We start from the raw sequence: 12,233 nt of genomic DNA, 5'->3' as shown, positions 1-12,233 counted from the left end.
CGCCTGTGCGGGGTGTACCGCCAGGGTCCTTGGACTCAGTGCTTCGCGGGCAGAAGGCCCATTCGGTCATAGGTGCGAGCCAGGGTCTCGGCGGCCACGGCCCGCGCCTTCTCCGCGCCCTTGGCCAGGATGGAGTCCAGCGTCTCGGTGTCGTCGAGATATTCCTGGGTGCGGGTCCGGAACGGTGTGACGAACTCGACCATCACCTCGGCGAGATCGGTCTTCAACGCACCGTAACCCTTGCCCTCGTACTTCTGCTCCAGATCCGGGACTGAGGTGCCCGTGAGGGTGGAGTAGATGGTCAGCAGATTGCTGACGCCCGGCTTCTCCGCCCGGTCGAAGCGGATCACCGTGTCCGTGTCGGTGACCGCGCTCTTCACCTTCTTGGCGGTGGTCTTCGGCTCGTCGAGGAGGTTGATCAGGCCCTTCGGGGTGGCCGCCGACTTGCTCATCTTCGCCGACGGGTCCTGGAGGTCGTAGATCTTGGCCGTCTCCTTGAGGATGTACGGGTCCGGCACGGTGAAGGTGTCGCCGTAGGTGCCGTTGAACCGCTCGGCGAGGTTCCGGGTCAGCTCCAGGTGCTGGCGCTGGTCCTCGCCCACCGGGACCTGGTCGGCCTGGTAGAGCAGGATGTCGGCGACCATCAGCATCGGGTAGGTGAAGAGCCCGACGGTGGTGCGGTCGGCTCCCTGCTTGGCGGACTTGTCCTTGAACTGCGTCATCCGGGACGCCTCACCGAATCCGGCCAGGCAGTTCATGACCCAGCCGAGCTGGGCGTGCTCGGGGACATGGCTCTGGACGAAGAGCGTGCAGCGTTCCGGGTCGAGTCCGGCCGCGAGCAGCTGGGCGACGGCGAGCCGGGTGTTGGCGCGCAGTTCCGCCGGGTCCTGCGGGACGGTGATCGCGTGCAGGTCGACGACCATGTAGAAGGCGTCGTGGGAGTCCTGCAGGGCCACCCACTGGCGGACCGCGCCGAGGTAGTTGCCGAGGTGGAACGAGCCTGCGGTGGGCTGGATTCCGGAAAGCACACGGGGACGTTCAGAGGCCATGGAAGTCATTGTCTCAGGTGCGGAACCGATCTCGGGCAGCCGGTGCGGGAAAGGTGTGAGGACCCGGGACACGGCGGATCCGGCGGCGGCCGGGCCGGCGGAGCAGCGGCGGCGGCACCGACAGCGGCGCCGGAGACGGCAGGGCGAGGAGGTCCTCGTCACCCCTCCCGGGACGGGGACGACGACGGCGCTCGCCGTCGTGGACACGCGGTACGGAGAGCCGGAGAGTCTGACCGGTCCGGGCGGCCGTGGGGTCTTCTCGACCTCCGAAACGGCGGTCGGGCGCGGGGAAGCCACAGGGAAAAACGCGGGGCGCGCCGGGAACCGAGGTTTCCTCGTGCGAGATCCGACCGACGATACAAAGTGGGCACCACCCATGCCCACGCCGCACGACGAACGGAGATCCCGTGTCGACCACGGAAACCGCCATCGCCTCCGCCGAGGCGCACAGCGCGCACAACTACCATCCGCTGCCCGTCGTCGTCGCCTCGGCTGACGGCGCCTGGATGACCGATGTCGAGGGACGGCGATACCTCGACATGCTCGCCGGCTACTCGGCACTCAACTTCGGCCACGGCAACCGGCGTCTGATCGACGCGGCCAGGTCTCAGCTGGAGCGGGTGACACTCACCTCGCGGGCTTTCCACCACGACAGGTTCGCCGAGTTCTGTACGCAGCTCGCCGAGTTGTGCGGCATGGAGATGGTGCTGCCCATGAACACCGGGGCGGAGGCAGTGGAGACGGCGGTGAAGACCGCCCGGAAGTGGGGCTACCGGGTCAAGGGCGTCCCGGACGGAATGGCGAAGATCATTGTCGCCGCCAACAACTTCCACGGCCGGACGACGACCGTCATCAGCTTCTCCACGGACCAGGAGGCCCGCGCGGACTTCGGCCCGTACACACCGGGGTTCGAGATCGTGCCGTACGGGGATCTGACCGCGCTGCGTGCGGCGATGACCGAGAACACCGTGGCGGTGCTGCTGGAGCCGATCCAGGGCGAGGCGGGGGTCCTGGTGCCGCCGCCCGGCTACCTCGCCGGGGTCAGGGAGCTGACCAGCGAGCTGAACGTGCTGTTCATCGCGGACGAGATCCAGTCGGGCCTGGGCCGGACCGGGAAGACCTTCGCCTGTGAGCACGAGGGTGTCGTGCCGGACATGTACGTCCTCGGCAAGGCCCTGGGCGGCGGGGTGGTGCCGGTGTCGGCGGTGGTGTCGTCGGCCGCCGTGCTGGGGGTGTACCGGCCCGGTGAGCACGGTTCGACGTTCGGCGGGAATCCGCTGGCCTGCGCGGTAGCGCTGGAGGTCATCGCGATGCTGCGGACCGGCGAGTTCCAGCAGAGGGCGACGGAGTTGGGCGACCATCTCCATCAGGAGCTGGGGCTGCTGGTCGGTGGCGGTGCGGTGGAGAGGGTGCGGGGGCGCGGGCTGTGGGCGGGCGTCGACATCGAGCCCGGACACGGCACGGGCCGGGAGATCTCCGAGAGGCTGATGGATCGCCGGGTGCTGGTGAAGGACACCCATGGTTCGACGATCCGCATCGCCCCACCGCTGGTGATCAGCAAGGAGGACCTGGACTGGGGCCTGGAACAGCTCCGTGAGGTGCTGCGCGGCTGACACCCGCCGGGGCGCACCCCAGTAGAGTCCGCGGTGTGCTCTTGGGGATGATCTGTGCGCTCGGTTCCGCGGTCTGCTTCGGTACGGCCTCCGTTCTTCAGGCCGTCGCCGCGCGGGCCGCGGCCGAGCCGGGGGCCGGTGCGGGGGTCGATCCGGCGCTGCTGCTGCGGGCCGTGCGGCAGTGGCGTTACGTCGCCGGGCTCGGACTCGACGGCCTCGGCTTCGTCCTGCAGATCATCGCCCTGCGCTCCCTGCCCATCTACGCGGTCGGGGCGGCGCTGGCGGCGAGCCTCGCCGTGACGGCCGTCGTCGCCGCCCGCCTCCTCCAGGTGCGGCTGAGCGCCACCGAGTGGACGGCCGTCGCCGTCGTCTGCGCCGGGCTCGGCATGCTGGGGCTGGCCTCCGGCGGGGAGGGTCATCGGGCCGGATCGGACGCGCTGCGCTGGTCGATGCTCGGGATCGCCCTCGCCATCCTGCTGATCGGCACGGTGGCCGGTCGGCTGCCCGAGCGGGCGCGTGCCCTGGTGCTGGGGCTCGGTGCGGGATGCGGATTCGGGGTGGTGGAGGTCGCCGTCCGGCTGATCGACGATGTGTCACCGTCCGCGCTGGTGGCCAACCCTGCCGTGTACGCGCTGCTGGTGGGTGGCGGTTCGGCCTTCCTGCTCCTCACATCGGCGCTGCAACGCGGCTCGGTGACGACGGCCACCGCCGGGATGGTCCTGGGCGAGACGATCGGGCCCGCGCTGGTGGGCGTCGTCTGGCTCGGGGACCGCACCCGCGAGGGGCTCGGCTGGCTGGCGATCACCGGATTCGCGGTGGCCGTGGCGGGCGCGCTGGCCCTGGCCCGGTTCGGCGAGGCCCCGGCTCAGACCCCCGAACCGGCGGTCCCGGGCGCGCGCTGAGGTCCCGGGCACGCACGCGCTGAGGTCCCGGGCACGCACGCGCTGAGGTCCCGGGCACGCACGCGGTGGGGCCGCCGGGCGGACGCTGAGGCCCACGGCCCCGGATGGGACGCCCGGCTGGTTCAGGACAGGACTCGGCACAGTGCGTCGAGCGTGCCCGCCCAAGCGCTGTCCGTCGGGGTTCCGTAGCCGATGACCAGGGCCTCCCGGGTCACCTCGGCCTCCGGGTGGCGGAAGAAGGAGAGCCCCTCGACCGCTAGCCCCTGCCAGGCCGCGGCGCGGGTCACCGCCGCCTCGCCGCCCTCCGGGAGTTCGAGCACCGCGTGCAGCCCGGCGGCGATACCGCTGACCCGGATGGACGGGGCTCGTTCCGCCAGGGCCTCGACGAGCTCGTCGCGGCGGTTGCGGTAGCGCAGCCGCATGGAGCGCACATGCCGGTCGTACGCGCCGGATGCGATGAACTCGGCGAGGGTCAGCTGGTCCAGTGCGCTGGACGCCCAGTCGCTCACCCCCTTGGCCGCGGTCACCTCGGCCACCATCTCCCGCGGGACCACCATCCAGCCCAGCCGCAGCCCCGGCGCCAGGGACTTGCTGGCCGTGCCCAGATACACGACGTGTTCGGGGTCCAGCCCCTGGAGCGCACCGACCGGCTGGCGGTCGTAGCGGAACTCCCCGTCGTAGTCGTCCTCCAGTATCAGACCGCCGGTGCTCCGCGCCCAGTCGACCGCGGCGGCCCGCCGGTCGGGGTGGAGCGGCACCCCGGTCGGGAACTGGTGCGCGGGTGTCAGCAGCACCGCGCCCGCGCCCCGCATCCCGGGCAGTTCGCCGGTCCGGGAGCCGAGTTCGTCGAGCGGCAGACAGGGGATGCGCAGACCGGCCTCGGCGAGCAGCCTCGTGTGCACGTCCAGTCCGTAGGACTCGACGGCCACCTCCCGTACCCGCCGCTCCCGAAGCACCTTCCCCATCAGCATCAGGCCGTGGACGAAGCCGGCACAGAGCACGATGCGTTCGGGGTCGGCGTACACCCCGCGGGCCCGGGCCAGATATTCGGCGAGCACCGTGCGCAGCTCGATGCGTCCGCGTGGATCGCCGTAGCCGAAGGCGTCGTTGGGCGCCTTGGTGAGGGCGCGCCGGGCCGCCTTGAGCCATTCCGCGCGCGGGAACGTCGCCAGGTCGGGCGAGCCGGGCATCAGGCTGTACGCCGGTCTGCTGCGGGGCGGCCGGGAGCGTGGCGCCCTGGTGGCCCCCCGGCGCGGTTCGGCCCGTTGCGCCACCCGGGTGCCGGAGCCCTGACGGGCGGTGAGCCAGCCCTCGGCGACCAGTTCCGCGTAGGCGTCGGCGACGGTGTTGCGGGCGACGCCGAGGTCGGCCGCGAGTGTGCGGGACGACGGCAGCCGGGTTCCCGGGGCCAGCCGCCCCGTCCGGGCCGCCTCGCGCAGGGCGTCCATCAGCCCGGCCCGCAGCCCGGCGGTGCCGGTCGGGTCGATGTGCAGGTCAGCACCGAAAGTGGCCCAGGGATCCGTCATGAAAATGGACCATACCGCTGCGCCATCACGCGCGTAGCGTCGTATGCATGACCACGAACCAGCACAGCCACGCAACGTCCGAGTACACGACCGAGCACACGCCCCGCATCCAGTGGAGCGAGCACGCCCCCGATGTCTACAAGGCCATGGCCCAGCTGGAGGCCTCGTCCCGCAAGGGCCTCGACCCGGTCGTGGCCGAGCTGGTGAAGATCAGGTCCTCACAGCTCAACCACTGCGCGTTCTGCCTCGACATGCACACCAAGGACGCGCTCGCGGCGGGTGAGTCCATCCAGCGGATCGTGCAGCTCAGCGCCTGGGAGGAGTCGCAGCACTTCTACACGCCGAAGGAGATCGCGGCGATCGAGCTGACCGAGGCGGTGACCGTCCTGACCGACGGTTTCGTGCCGGACGAGGTGTACGCGAAGGCCGCCAAGCACTTCGACGAGGCCGAACTCACCCGCCTCATCGCCGCGATCATCACGATCAACGCCTGGAACCGGTTCGCCGTGACCACCCGCATGGTCCCGGGCCACTACACCCCCGGCGAGCACCGGGGCTGATCGGCCCGCGCCCGTTCGCCGTCCCCGCACCGCCCGCATCCCGCCCTCCCGCCACCCAGGAGCCACTGAGATGACCGCGTCCGACCTCCGCGCGCTGCACCACGGCCGCACCCCCGGTGATCCCCTGGTCCTCCCCGGCCCTTGGGACGCCGCGAGCGCCCGTGTCCTCGCCGACGCCGGATTCCCGGCCCTCGCCACCCCGAGCGCGGGGGTCGCCGCGGCGCTGGGGCACGCGGACGGGGCGACGCCCGCCGCCGAGATGTTCGCGGCGGTCGCCAGGATCGCCCGAGCCGTTCCCGTACCCGTGTCGGCCGACATCGAGGCGGGGTACGGGCTGGCACCGAAGGAGCTGGTGGAGCGGCTGCTGGCCACCGGGGCCGTCGGCTGCAACCTGGAGGACTCGGTGGACGGGGTCCTGATGGATGCGCGGTGGCAGGCGGACCGGCTGGCGGAGGTACGGGCCGTCGCCGGGGACCGGCTCTTCGTCAACGCCCGCGTCGACACCTATGTGCGCGGCGTCCCGGACGGCACGGACCAGGAGGCGGAGACCGTACGCCGCGCGCTGCTGTACGCGGCGGCGGGCGCGGACTGCGTCTACCCGATCCTCGCCCCGCCCGAGGCGCTCCCCCGCCTGGCCGCCGCCGTGCCCGTACCCCTCAACGCGCTTGCCCGGCCGGACGGCCCCGGCCCGCGCCGGCTCGGCGAGCTGGGAGCCACCCGGATCACCTTCGGTCCCGGGCTCCAGCACCGGGCCATGGCGGCCCTCCGCCAGATCGCCGACGACCTGCGGGCGGACTGACCGCCCTCCCCCGGTCCACGGCGGAAACGCGAACGCCCCCGGCAGCGACTGCTGCCGGGGGCGTAGGCGTACCCGTGAACGGGTGGGTGGATCAGATGAGGCCGAGCTCGCGGACCGCGTCGCGCTCCTCGGTGAGCTCCTTCACCGACGCGTCGATGCGCGCACGGGAGAACTCGTTGATGTCCAGGCCCTGGACGATCTTGTACGTGCCGTTCTCGGTGGTGACCGGGAAGGACGAGATGATGCCCTCGGGGACGCCGTAGGAGCCGTCCGACGGAATACCCATCGAGGTCCAGTCGCCCGCGGCGGTGCCGTTGACCCAGGTGTGCACGTGGTCGATGGCGGCGTTCGCGGCGGAGGCGGCCGAGGAGGCGCCACGGGCCTCGATGATCGCGGCGCCGCGCTTGGCGACGGTCGGGATGAAGTTGTCGGCCAGCCATGCCTCGTCGTTGACGAGCTCGGCGGCGTTCTTGCCGGCGACCTCCGCGTGGAAGATGTCCGGGTACTGGGTGGCCGAGTGGTTGCCCCAGATCGTCAGCTTCTTGATGTCGGAGACGGCGGCACCGGTCTTGGCGGCCAGCTGCGAGATCGCGCGGTTGTGGTCGAGGCGGGTCATCGCGGTGAAGCGCTCGGCCGGTACGTCCGGGGCGGCGGCCTGCGCGATGAGCGCGTTGGTGTTGGCCGGGTTGCCGACGACGAGGACCTTGATGTCGTCCGCGGCGTTGTCGTTGATCGCCTTGCCCTGCGGCTTGAAGATGCCGCCGTTGGCGGAGAGCAGGTCGCCGCGCTCCATGCCCTTGGTGCGCGGGCGGGCGCCGACGAGCAGGGCGACGTTGGCGCCGGCGAAGCCGACGTTCGCGTCGTCGGTGATCTCGATGTTGCGCAGCAGCGGGAAGGCGCAGTCGTCGAGCTCCATCGCGGTGCCCTCGGCGGCCTTCAGCCCCTGCGGGATCTCCAGGAGACGCAGGTTGACCGGCACGTCCGGGCCGAGCAGGTGGCCGGAGGCGATGCGGAAGAGCAGCGCGTAGCCGATCTGGCCGGCTGCGCCGGTCACGGTGACATTCACGGGAGTGCGGGTCATGGCGATCTCCGTTAGACAGCTGGCGGTGGGGGCTCCTGGCCCCTGGTGCGGGACATCCCTGAATCTTGATGTGAAGAGATATCCGTCGGTCAGGCTATCCGACCCGGAACCCCGTGGCCGCCCGGCCCCCTGTGGCACCGCACACAACCGGTCACTCACCGCTCACCCCGCTCGCACCGGCGGCGCGCGCTCACCTCGACGGCGCGCTCAGCCTGATGCTTCGGCGGTGCACCCCTGCGCCCCGGTCGAGAGCGTGGCGCACGCCTTGACGTCGGCGATCCGCTTGACGGCGACCATCGGGGTGTACGTGTCCGCGGATCCGGACACCGTGCCGTCCTGCCCCGCACCGCCCGCGCTGATCCGTATGGTGTCGCCCGCGCCCGCCTTGCTGATCCGGGCCCACGCCGAGGCGCAGGTCCTGCTGTAGCGCACCTCGACGAGGCTGCCGCCGACGGTGGCGCTGGAGACCGTACGAACGTAGTCGCCGCCGCAGCCCATCTCCTCCGGGTCCTGTCCGGAGCAGTCGGCGCCGTTGCAGCCGACGCCGGCCGGCAGCTTCGGCGCACTGGTCGTCGGCGACGGGGAGGGGGCGGCTGCCTTGTCGGCGTCCGGGTTGTCGCCCGGCCCGGTCAACAGCACCACGCCGGTCACCACCAGCAGGACGCCCACCGCGGCCGCGGCGATCACGAACGGTTTGCGGCGGCCACCGGCCGGGCCCCGGCCGCTGTCACGCCGCGCCGACGGCTGCCCGGGGCCATAGGGAGCACCGGGAGCACCGGGAGCACCGGGAGCACCGGGAAAGTCTTCATGGGCGTCCGCCGCGGGCGGCGAGCCCGGAACGCCGGGATAACCGCGGTGGGCCTCCACGGGCAGGCGCGGGTCCCTGCCCGTCGCCGGTTCCGGCCGGGTCCAGGGCTGCTGCGGCACCCGCGGGACGCTGCCGCGCTGGAACGGTACGGACGCCGAGCGGTCCCCGTCACTCTCGCCCGGCGCCACGTGCGCCCCGCCGTCGGCCGTGCCGACACCGCCCGGTGGACGGCTCCTGCCGTGTCCGCGCGCGGGCTGCCCGGTCTCACCGAGCGCCGCCCGCGCCTGGGTTATCCGGATGGCTTCCATCGTCATGTCGTGGCGCATCTCGGCACGGCTCCAGGCCCGTTCCGCCAGCTCCCACATGGTGTTGAGGTGCACCTGATTGGTGCCCGTCGCCTCGGCGAGCGCGACGATCGCACCCCTGGGGGCGAGCAGCCGCCCGTTCAGATACCGCTCCCACGAGGTCTTGCTGTATCCCGTGCGGTCGGCCACCGCGGCGATACTCAGGCCGCTGCGGTCGACGAGTCTGCGGAGCTGTCCCGCGAACTCCCGTACCTGTGGGTCGAGATCCTCCGGCAGTGCCTTCCAGCGAGGCATTACTTCCCCCTATTTCCCGTTCCCACGTCACTCCGTATCGGCTTCCGCTGCCCCGTACGCCCGGGACATCGCACGCCGCCCTGCCCCCTGTCCGGAAGCGGTGGTCTTCCGTTCCGGACTACTCAGGTAGATGCGCGAACGCAGACTGCCAGTTCCTGGCGAGGGAGCGCACGGTTGCACTCGGGCGAGCGGCCCGCACCCTCGCGCGCCCGCGCCTCGCCCTGTCCGGGTCCGCCTCGCCCTGTCTGCTGTCGGCCGTCTGCCCGGCCAGTCTGCCACCGTTGCCTGACGATCACACCGTGGCGGAATGGTCACTTCCGTGCCACAGGCCACAGTCATCCCTTGAACAGACGTGCGCCGACCACAAGGCTGGAACCAGGACAGGGCAAGGCCGCTCAAGTCGCCGTATTCCGGAGCTTTTCGCTCCGGCGTGCCCTGTCCCCGGTGTCCGTCCCTCCTCGGGGGAGGGGACGGGCACCGTCCGCGGCCGAGCGGCCGCGCGGGTCAGCGGATGGTGAAGTGGACCGCGTTCTCCAGGAACGGGATGTCCAGCCACGGCTTGGGCTGCGCCATCAGCGAGAGCATGATGATGAGGACGCCCAGCAGTCCGTACGTCACCAGGTCGGTGAAGCGGGAACGCACCGCGAGCATGCCCACCGAGGGGACCACGACGCGGAGCACCGCACCTCCCACGAGGGCCACGCCGATCAGTATCGTGCCGATCCTGAAGGCCTCCTCGAAGGGGTCGGAGGCCACGATCAGCAGGCCGATCCCGGCCGTGCAGAGCACCGCGAGCAACGGCCACTGACGGGCGGGCGCGGGAGCGTCCCCGCCGGCCGCCCGGCCGCCGCCCTCGGGGCGCGCGGTGTCCCGGGTGAGCTCCGTCCGCGACCGCCCAGCCGCGGGCGCCGGGGCGGAACCGGGTGCCGGATGGCTGCCGGTGCGGCGGGCATCCGGACCGTCATCCGACTCCGCGGACACGCGGTCGCCGGACGCACCGTCATCCGGCGCGCCGTCACCCGACTCCGCAGACGCACCCTCGTCCGACGCACCCTCGCCCGACGCACCCTCACCCGACTTCACAGACGCGCCCTCGCCCGACTCCGCAGACGCACCGTCATCCGAACCGGCCGGTGCCCCGTCCTCCGGTCCGGTCGCCGACTCATTGCCGTCCGGTCCGTCGGGGGCGTCCGCAGCACGGCCGGCCGAGGCGTCGGCACCACCGTCGGCCGGGGGCCCGGCCGCGCCGTCGGCCTGTTCGGCGGCCGGACCGTCCGCAGCGGCGGCGGCAGCCCGGTCGGCCGGACTCGTACCAGCACCCATGGGGTTCCTTCCGGTTCTGATCAGCCTGCGGACGGAGCGGAGTCGCGCTCGGCCGCCTCGACCACGTTGACGAGCAACTGGGCGCGGGTCATCGGGCCGACACCACCCGGGTTGGGCGAGATCCAGGCGGCCACCTCGGCCACGCCCGGGTGGACGTCTCCGACGATCTTGCCGTTCTCGTCCCGGCTGACACCGACGTCGAGCACGGCCGCGCCCGGCTTCACGTCCTCGGGCTTGACGATGTGCGGCACACCGGCGGCGGCGACGATGATGTCGGCCTGCCGGAGGTGGGCGGAGAGGTCACGGGTACCGGTGTGACACTGGGTGACCGTGGCGTTCTCGGACTTACGGGTCAGCAGCAGCGGGATCGAGCGGCCGATGGTGACACCGCGTCCGACGACCACGACATCCGCCCCGTTGATCTCCACACCGTGGTGGCGGAGCAGCTGCACGACACCCTGCGGGGTGCAGGGCAGCGGGCCCGTCTCGTTGAGCACGAGCCGGCCGAGGTTCATCGGGTGCAGACCGTCTGCGTCCTTGGCCGGATCCATCAGCTCCAGGACGCGGTTGGTGTCGATCCCCTTGGGGAGGGGCAGCTGCACGATGTAACCCGTGCACTCGGGGTCGGCGTTGAGCTCCCGTACGACGTCCTCGATCTCCTCCTGGGTCGCGGTGTCGGGGAGTTCGCGCTGGATGGAGCCGATGCCGACCTGCGCGCAGTCACGGTGCTTGCCGTTCACGTACCACCTGCTGCCCGGGTCGTCCCCCACCAGCAGGGTTCCCAGGCCGGGGGTGACACCCCGGGCCTTGAGAGCCGCCACGCGGACGGTGAGATCGGACTTGATCGCGGCTGCGGTGGCCTTGCCATCGAGAATCTGGGCAGTCATGCGGGCATTCTCGCGGATGACCCCACCCCGGACCAATTGCGGGCACCGGCCGTGGACACAAGGTTGCACTTGGACAACGTCTTACGCAGCGGGTGGACAAACTTACTTCCCGCTTATAACGATGAAGGCCGCAGTGCCGCAGAAGTACCCGGGGGGCGGACCGCTGATGTTTTCTTCCTCCGCGCGGCCGCATTCGTCCCCGTACGTCCCGTTGGAGGAACACCCCAGATGAGCTTCGGCGACCCGAATCCGAACAACCCCTACGGCCAGCAGCCCGGTCAGCCGCCGCACGGGCAGCCGCCCCAGGGCCAGCCCGGTTACGGCTACCCGCAGCAGGCCCCGCAGGGCGTTCCGCCGCAGGGCTACGGCTACCCGCAGCAGCCGGGCCAGGTTCCCTACGGCGGGGTTCCGCCCTACCCGGGCCAGCCGGGAGGCCCCGCGCCCGAGGGCTACGCGAACGTGCCCGGCCTGGGAACGGTGGAGGTCGGAACCTACGGTGCGCGCTTCGGCGCACGACTGCTCGACATGATCTTCGCGTACATCGTGGTGATCGTGCTCAACCTGATCATCTTCGGCGCCGCGTTCGCCGGTACCAGCACGAACGACGACAACGGCGCGTCCGCCGGAGTGGCCCTGGGGTCCCTCTTCGCCTCGCTGCTCGTCTCGGCGCTGACGTTCATCTTCTACGACGTCATCTTCGTCAGCACGATGGGTTCCACGCCCGGCAAGATGATCCTCGGCATGCGGATCGTCAACTCCCGGACCGGTCAGAAGCCGACCTTCGGCCCGGCGCTGGTCCGCTGGGGCTTCCCCATCGGCCTCGGCTACATCACCTGCTTCCTGGGCTACATCCTGATCGTGATCTCGCCGTTCTTCGACAACACCGGACAGCTGCGTGGCTGGCACGACAAGGCCGCGAACACCCTGGTGATCAAGAAGTAACACCGCGGAGCAACGCACGAAGGGCCGGGGGGGCCCCACACCGTGGGGGGGGGGCCCCCCTGGTCGTTGGGGTAGGCCGCGGCAGTGGGTGAAATTTGCGGGGGCCCGGTTTGTAATAAGAAAACCCCCCCAGATTGCGGGCCA

The 12,233-nt window shown here is 71.4% G+C and carries 11 protein-coding genes; 5 read left to right on the top strand and 6 right to left on the bottom strand.

What is annotated here, in order from left to right; genetic code table 11:
* Positions 1-35: 35 nt before the first annotated feature.
* The gene (gene trpS, locus ACFVJX_RS29840; RefSeq protein ID WP_384123121.1) at positions 36-1,049 is read right to left on the bottom strand and encodes a tryptophan--tRNA ligase; all 1,014 of its coding nucleotides are present in this window, start codon (positions 1,047-1,049) and stop codon (positions 36-38) included.
* A gap of 407 nt (positions 1,050-1,456) precedes the next feature.
* On the opposite strand from trpS, the gene rocD reads away from it, so the two are divergent.
* A complete protein-coding gene (gene rocD, locus ACFVJX_RS29835; protein ID WP_384123122.1) occupies positions 1,457-2,662 on the top strand; it encodes an ornithine--oxo-acid transaminase in 1,206 nt (401 codons plus the stop codon).
* 47 nt (positions 2,663-2,709) lie between these two features.
* Positions 2,710-3,564 (top strand): hypothetical protein, encoded by an 855-nt coding sequence (locus ACFVJX_RS29830; protein ID WP_384123386.1) that lies wholly within the window; start codon positions 2,710-2,712, stop codon positions 3,562-3,564.
* Between the two features lie 122 nt (positions 3,565-3,686).
* Here the strand turns inward: ACFVJX_RS29830 and ACFVJX_RS29825 are convergent, their stop codons facing one another.
* On the bottom strand, positions 3,687-5,090 hold the full coding sequence (locus ACFVJX_RS29825) for a PLP-dependent aminotransferase family protein (RefSeq protein ID WP_384123124.1): 1,404 nt from the start codon (positions 5,088-5,090) through the stop codon (positions 3,687-3,689).
* Positions 5,091-5,137: 47 nt separating this feature from the next.
* Here ACFVJX_RS29825 and ACFVJX_RS29820 point away from each other — a divergent pair, with 47 nt between their 5' ends.
* Complete coding sequence (locus ACFVJX_RS29820) at positions 5,138-5,650, top strand: carboxymuconolactone decarboxylase family protein (protein ID WP_384123126.1); 513 nt, start codon at positions 5,138-5,140, stop codon at positions 5,648-5,650.
* 70 nt (positions 5,651-5,720) lie between these two features.
* Positions 5,721-6,449, top strand: a complete 729-nt coding sequence (locus ACFVJX_RS29815; protein WP_384123128.1) for an isocitrate lyase/phosphoenolpyruvate mutase family protein — start codon at positions 5,721-5,723, stop codon at positions 6,447-6,449.
* Between the two features lie 91 nt (positions 6,450-6,540).
* On the opposite strand, the gene ACFVJX_RS29810 is transcribed toward ACFVJX_RS29815, so the two are convergent.
* The 4 genes from ACFVJX_RS29810 to ACFVJX_RS29795 form a co-directional block, all read right to left on the bottom strand.
* Positions 6,541-7,530 carry a malate dehydrogenase gene (locus ACFVJX_RS29810; protein ID WP_384123130.1) on the bottom strand — a complete coding sequence of 330 codons (990 nt, stop codon included), beginning with the start codon at positions 7,528-7,530 and terminating at the stop codon, positions 6,541-6,543.
* A 207-nt stretch (positions 7,531-7,737) separates the two neighbouring features.
* Positions 7,738-8,937 carry a helix-turn-helix domain-containing protein gene (locus ACFVJX_RS29805; RefSeq protein ID WP_384123132.1) on the bottom strand — a complete coding sequence of 400 codons (1,200 nt, stop codon included), beginning with the start codon at positions 8,935-8,937 and terminating at the stop codon, positions 7,738-7,740.
* A 504-nt stretch (positions 8,938-9,441) separates the two neighbouring features.
* Entirely contained in the window at positions 9,442-10,260 is an 819-nt protein-coding gene (locus ACFVJX_RS29800; RefSeq protein WP_384123134.1) for a DUF3017 domain-containing protein, read from the bottom strand.
* Between the two features lie 20 nt (positions 10,261-10,280).
* A complete protein-coding gene (locus tag ACFVJX_RS29795) occupies positions 10,281-11,147 on the bottom strand; it encodes a bifunctional methylenetetrahydrofolate dehydrogenase/methenyltetrahydrofolate cyclohydrolase (protein WP_384123136.1) in 867 nt (288 codons plus the stop codon).
* 228 nt (positions 11,148-11,375) lie between these two features.
* On the opposite strand from ACFVJX_RS29795, the gene ACFVJX_RS29790 reads away from it, so the two are divergent.
* The gene (locus ACFVJX_RS29790; protein WP_384123138.1) at positions 11,376-12,089 is read left to right on the top strand and encodes an RDD family protein; all 714 of its coding nucleotides are present in this window, start codon (positions 11,376-11,378) and stop codon (positions 12,087-12,089) included.
* Positions 12,090-12,233 lie beyond the last annotated feature (144 nt).

The sequence above is a fragment of the Streptomyces sp. NPDC127177 genome (assembly GCF_042672475.1).
GTDB lineage: Bacteria > Actinomycetota > Actinomycetes > Streptomycetales > Streptomycetaceae > Streptomyces.
The sequence above is the reverse complement of the archived record's forward strand: the minus strand, read 5'-3'. Positions and strand labels throughout refer to the sequence as shown.

Excerpts from the sequence above, each read along its gene's own strand:
- ACFVJX_RS29810 (WP_384123130.1), bottom strand. The coding sequence starts at position 7,530 with ATGACCCGCACTCCCGTGAATGTCACCGTGACCGGCGCAGCCGGCCAG.
- ACFVJX_RS29795 (WP_384123136.1), bottom strand. The coding sequence starts at position 11,147 with ATGACTGCCCAGATTCTCGATGGCAAGGCCACCGCAGCCGCGATCAAG.
- ACFVJX_RS29800 (WP_384123134.1), bottom strand. The coding sequence starts at position 10,260 with ATGGGTGCTGGTACGAGTCCGGCCGACCGGGCTGCCGCCGCCGCTGCG.
- ACFVJX_RS29830 (WP_384123386.1), top strand. The coding sequence starts at position 2,710 with ATGATCTGTGCGCTCGGTTCCGCGGTCTGCTTCGGTACGGCCTCCGTT.
- ACFVJX_RS29790 (WP_384123138.1), top strand. The coding sequence starts at position 11,376 with ATGAGCTTCGGCGACCCGAATCCGAACAACCCCTACGGCCAGCAGCCC.
- ACFVJX_RS29820 (WP_384123126.1), top strand. The coding sequence starts at position 5,138 with ATGACCACGAACCAGCACAGCCACGCAACGTCCGAGTACACGACCGAG.
- trpS (WP_384123121.1), bottom strand. The coding sequence starts at position 1,049 with ATGGCCTCTGAACGTCCCCGTGTGCTTTCCGGAATCCAGCCCACCGCA.
- ACFVJX_RS29805 (WP_384123132.1), bottom strand. The coding sequence starts at position 8,937 with ATGCCTCGCTGGAAGGCACTGCCGGAGGATCTCGACCCACAGGTACGG.
- ACFVJX_RS29815 (WP_384123128.1), top strand. The coding sequence starts at position 5,721 with ATGACCGCGTCCGACCTCCGCGCGCTGCACCACGGCCGCACCCCCGGT.
- ACFVJX_RS29825 (WP_384123124.1), bottom strand. The coding sequence starts at position 5,090 with ATGACGGATCCCTGGGCCACTTTCGGTGCTGACCTGCACATCGACCCG.